Origin of the sequence: Microcoleus sp. PH2017_35_SFW_U_B (assembly GCF_020737865.1) — a bacterium.
Taxonomy (GTDB): Bacteria; Cyanobacteriota; Cyanobacteriia; order Cyanobacteriales; family Microcoleaceae; genus Microcoleus.
In genome coordinates this window covers 1-3937 of the sequence record NZ_JAEQDE010000207.1, presented here as the reverse complement: position 1 = coordinate 3937, position 3937 = coordinate 1, and the positions used below count along the sequence as shown (strand labels likewise).

7 protein-coding genes are annotated in these 3937 nt (G+C 47.3%); 3 read left to right on the top strand and 4 right to left on the bottom strand.

Annotation, left to right across the window (positions count from 1 at the left end; all coding sequences use genetic code 11):
* Nucleotides 1–527: 527 nt before the first annotated feature.
* Nucleotides 528–743: a hypothetical protein gene (locus tag JGK36_RS33750; protein ID WP_293187190.1), complete on the top strand. Its 216-nt coding sequence runs from the start codon at nucleotides 528–530 to the stop codon at nucleotides 741–743.
* Nucleotides 744–810: 67 nt separating this feature from the next.
* Nucleotides 811–1377 carry a hypothetical protein gene (locus JGK36_RS33745; RefSeq protein WP_293201373.1) on the top strand — a complete coding sequence of 189 codons (567 nt, stop codon included), beginning with the start codon at nucleotides 811–813 and terminating at the stop codon, nucleotides 1375–1377.
* Between the two features lie 27 nt (nucleotides 1378–1404).
* Here the strand turns inward: JGK36_RS33745 and JGK36_RS33740 are convergent, their stop codons facing one another.
* The 4 genes from JGK36_RS33740 to JGK36_RS33725 are packed head-to-tail and all read right to left on the bottom strand — an operon-like array spanning nucleotide 1405 to nucleotide 2922.
* Nucleotides 1405–1740, bottom strand: a complete 336-nt coding sequence (locus JGK36_RS33740; RefSeq protein ID WP_293201371.1) for a hypothetical protein — start codon at nucleotides 1738–1740, stop codon at nucleotides 1405–1407.
* Between the two features lie 29 nt (nucleotides 1741–1769).
* Nucleotides 1770–2039 carry a hypothetical protein gene (locus tag JGK36_RS33735; RefSeq protein WP_293201370.1) on the bottom strand — a complete coding sequence of 90 codons (270 nt, stop codon included), beginning with the start codon at nucleotides 2037–2039 and terminating at the stop codon, nucleotides 1770–1772.
* 3 nt (nucleotides 2040–2042) lie between these two features.
* Nucleotides 2043–2375: a hypothetical protein gene (locus JGK36_RS33730; RefSeq protein WP_293187187.1), complete on the bottom strand. Its 333-nt coding sequence runs from the start codon at nucleotides 2373–2375 to the stop codon at nucleotides 2043–2045.
* Between the two features lie 7 nt (nucleotides 2376–2382).
* The gene (locus tag JGK36_RS33725) at nucleotides 2383–2922 is read right to left on the bottom strand and encodes a site-specific integrase (protein ID WP_293187186.1); all 540 of its coding nucleotides are present in this window, start codon (nucleotides 2920–2922) and stop codon (nucleotides 2383–2385) included.
* Nucleotides 2923–3164: 242 nt separating this feature from the next.
* Between JGK36_RS33725 and JGK36_RS33720 the strand changes: the two genes are divergently transcribed.
* Nucleotides 3165–3710, top strand: a complete 546-nt coding sequence (locus JGK36_RS33720) for a hypothetical protein (protein ID WP_293187185.1) — start codon at nucleotides 3165–3167, stop codon at nucleotides 3708–3710.
* The last annotated feature ends 227 nt before the right edge of the window (nucleotides 3711–3937 follow it).

Below are 3937 nucleotides of genomic sequence, written 5' to 3'. Positions count from 1 at the left end.
AGTAGGTATAATATTTGACATCCATACCGAAACATTAACCTATTCATATTCACTCATTTATTTATTATACATCGCTGATGTTATTAAATTTTCATTCCTCAGACCAGCGCTCACCACACTGGAGGGCCCAGACTGCACGTAGAGCAGTGGGAATGCGACTACATCAACGACAAACTCCGCTGCATATTTCCAAACCTGAGAATGGTGAAACTAGACGACCTGAAAAAACTAGACGATTCCGAGAAGACTGCTACAGATAAATGAGGCTTTCATGAAGCGGTCACTTATCTGTAGCAGTACAAAGTGAATTTGACATTTGACAGCTAGGCTACTGATGCTGATAACTGCCCTAACAAGTAGTAATAAGTGGGTTCGAGACCTGCAAGATTCTAAGGGTAAGACGTGACGCTGAGAACGAGAGCTAGCGTGACACTTCGGAGAGAACGAAGCGCTAAACGCTGAGCGTACCTGCTGGCGTGACAGCCGGGAGAGACCGGCAATTAAACAACAACAAGGACGTTAAACCCATGAATCCAGTTCTCACAAGACTGCTGAAACTAATTATCGAAGCCCAGCAATCTCAAGACCGCCGCTTGGCAATACTGGAAGAAGAAGAATCACGGGAATCGACAGACGATGCCAGCCTGCTGCAAGAAATTGAGTCTCTGCTAGGACTGTTGGAAAGCCCCATGTCTAGCAACCCTTTCCCAGGCATTCCCCCAATGCCTTCCGACATCGTGTAGTCAACTGACAATAAGCCGATCGCTCTTTTGGGCGATCGGCTTTCACATTAAATTTTGGATTTGGGAAATGGTAACTGCTCAACTTTCACTGTTCGCCACTTCCCCCGCGGTCGGAACTCTCTACAAAGCCGGTGACTGGGTGAAGCTGCGAAAGAAACCATCAAGTGCCGCCGCTTGGGTGAAGCGAGGCGAAGTATTCAGAATAGAGTCCGTCCATCCCGTTGATGGGAGCATGAGGTTTTGGAATCCGCACATAAACGAATGGGGTTTCTTGTACCCCGACGAAGTTAGTCTCGTTCCAGCCCCAAATGATTCTGTATCAGAGGCTATCACCCCTGTCTTGATACAGAATCAAATTCCCCAAATGATTCTGTATCAGAGGCGATCGCCCCTGTCGAAGTTGATACAGAATCAAATTCCCCAAATGATTCTGTATCAGGGTGCAAAGCTATATCCACCTACCGACCGCGTGGCACGGCCCGTAGTGGCGAATACTTCCGATTCTCCTACCGCGATGGTTCGCGTATGCGCCACATTCACATCCGCGGGGGAAATACGGATTCGCCGATCGCGCAGGCAAGAGTTGAAAAAGTGCGATCGCTCTTGGCTGCTGGAATTTCAGCAGTGGAAGTAGTGGGAATGCTTCGGAGGTAGCCCCTTTTTACGAACGGTACGTAATCAGTGCAGAAAATGGCCGGGATACGAGACTCGCCGACTGATCCGCAACATTAGTGATAAATAAATTGGCTCCGATTACGGCCCAGTCAAAGCGATGTCTTGTTGCTCGCACGGATACAATTTTGGCAGGGTCGAGTCCATGGGCGATGTTTACGCCTAGTCCTTGCTCGGCTGCGGTAGTACCCTCAATCAGCCTTGTTTTTATTGCCACCCCGCCGTCAAGCATCAAACCATTTGCATTGCCAGCAGTCTTCGTTCCAATATTTCCATCATGGATTAGCGCTGCGTTCAGTCCGTCGGCGCTTTGAAGACGAAGCAATTCATTTCCGTAGCCAAAGTGATAGAGGCTTACGGCTGATATCCCTCCCTTGTGAAAGGCAAGTGGTTACTACCTCCAAAAAAGCTTGTGTAAGTGATTGGCGGATTATTCTTTAAAATCCGCTGCCCTCCAGCCAGACTGAGGAATCCAGCCACTATTCTTGCCCACAGGCTAGGGTGCGGGTCAGTTTTTGCCTCGTGCGCGGCAATCGCCTGGGCTACTTCGGCGTCCGTCGCGGTTGTTGCCGGAAGATCCGCATCAGTAATCGTTTTCCGGTTCAAATCAATCAGTTCGCCCATTGATTAGATTAGCGTCCCCTCGGAAACTTGAAGAGAGGCCGTGCCTGACGCGGTGATAACAGAGATAACGCCTGTGTATCTAGCAGAGATAAAGTCTTCTTTCCAAAGGAAGCCTGAAGGAATCGGCGTGGTGTAAAGAGCCGGAGTTACTACAGATCCTTCCCTGAGGAAAACGGTGGCTGGGCCTGCGTTGTAAATAGAATAATTTGCCCTGTTCGCGTTAGCAGCAAGAGCTACCCCCACGGTTGTCGTGGCCGACACAGTAGCGACAGCATTGGCGCCGCGCAAGTCTTCGGAAATATTGACTACTGAGTTTGAGTTGACGTTGATTAGCATAATTTAGTTAAAAATTGGCGATCGCATTTTTTCGCTGTTCTTCTGAGATTTCGATATACCGGCTCAACGATGCAAGGCTGGCGTGTCCAGAGAGGGATTTAATCAGCCCAGGGCTACAACCGAGGTTGTTTAGCCGAGTAATAAACCCGCGGCGTGCCGAATACAAGGAATATCCCTGATTCTCAAGCCCCGCTTTCTTCAAAGCCCGCCGGAAAGCTTTATCGATCGCCTGCCGACAAAGATGGTCATTTTTGTGAACGCGAGACGGAAATAAATAGCCACTTTCCAAGCATTCAAAATCCCTAAGAATTTGTTCCAACTTGGGATGACAGGGGATTTCTCTAGTTTTCTTATCCTTCCTAGTCGTCGCGCTATAGAGTATTTCCGAGCGCACGATACGCCGGGATGGATTTACATAAAATTGAGAGACCTGGCTTTTTAGAATGGCATCTGGTCTCTCACCAGTGTACCAAGCAATAGCTAAAAAGACCTTGTGAATTTCCGTAAATAAATGTTTGCTGATTAGTTCGTAACTGGCTTGATTCATGGGCGTAGCTTGCCCAAACCTAAATATTTTCACTTGTTGCTGTTTTCTTTGTACTGTTAGACAATTGACAACCTTTCAACACCCCTCTTTAGTGTATCCACTCAAAGCCTTGTTGGTAGGCGATCGCAAAATATTAAGAAGTTGCTCTTTTATCTAAAAGAGCAACTTCTTAAGAAAAAGTTCAAGTTCAATCAAGTGTCAAAAAGTTAATAAACTAGAAGCATATTTATGTTTCCCAAAAAATGGCAGTACATACAGCCGGTACCGGTGCCACAGTAACTGGCGTTTCTCAATCTGCCCCCACTGGGCCCGCCAGTAAAGAGCGATATGTTTACGGACTGCTGGCAAGGCTAGAACAAGAGGAAAACAATTTAACTAAAATTGCCGGTCGCACTGATTCCGTCACAATTAGCGTTAACTTGTCCACAAAAATAGCAACCGTATCGCTGGTGTTAAATACTCAGGCTGCTGCTGCTGTCACGGGGCAGTTTACTGCAACAGCAACCCATTACTTGACAGGTTCCACCTTCACCAGCGGAACTGGTGGCAGCAGCACGGCGCCGAACTTGTCTCAGGCAGTCATGCAGGGAATAGTAGATTTAAAGTTGTTAGAGCTAGACCCTGTTAAAAATCCAAATAACGCCAGTAACCTCCGTCGGTGTCAGCTTGTACTAGCCTCTTCAGGCGGTACTAATTCTACGTTTAGCGCCGATATAGATTTTCCTGTGGAAATTTTACAGTTGCCCGGTGGTGGTTCTGTAATCGAAGGAAAGGACTGGTTGCTGTGAGCGATAATTCACTTAGCGGGACGAGAACTTTCCGGCGCTCAATCACCAGCGCTGACGGCGCTAATATTATTGAAATTCTCAACTGCTCTGAAACTTTTGCCGGATACGCAGCATTAGAGTCTAGTTACTATAGCGGTTCTCGGAAAGATGAGGTATCATGTTACTGACACTAACTGATGAGGGTCAAACAGAGAAGACACGATCGAATGAGCTATAATTACATGGTT

Coding starts and splice junctions, on each gene's coding strand:
- JGK36_RS33730 (WP_293187187.1), bottom strand. CDS start 2,375: ATGCTAATCAACGTCAACTCAAACTCAGTAGTCAATATTTCCGAAGAC.
- JGK36_RS33725 (WP_293187186.1), bottom strand. CDS start 2,922: ATGAATCAAGCCAGTTACGAACTAATCAGCAAACATTTATTTACGGAA.
- JGK36_RS33720 (WP_293187185.1), top strand. CDS start 3,165: ATGGCAGTACATACAGCCGGTACCGGTGCCACAGTAACTGGCGTTTCT.
- JGK36_RS33735 (WP_293201370.1), bottom strand. CDS start 2,039: ATGGGCGAACTGATTGATTTGAACCGGAAAACGATTACTGATGCGGAT.
- JGK36_RS33745 (WP_293201373.1), top strand. CDS start 811: ATGGTAACTGCTCAACTTTCACTGTTCGCCACTTCCCCCGCGGTCGGA.
- JGK36_RS33750 (WP_293187190.1), top strand. CDS start 528: ATGAATCCAGTTCTCACAAGACTGCTGAAACTAATTATCGAAGCCCAG.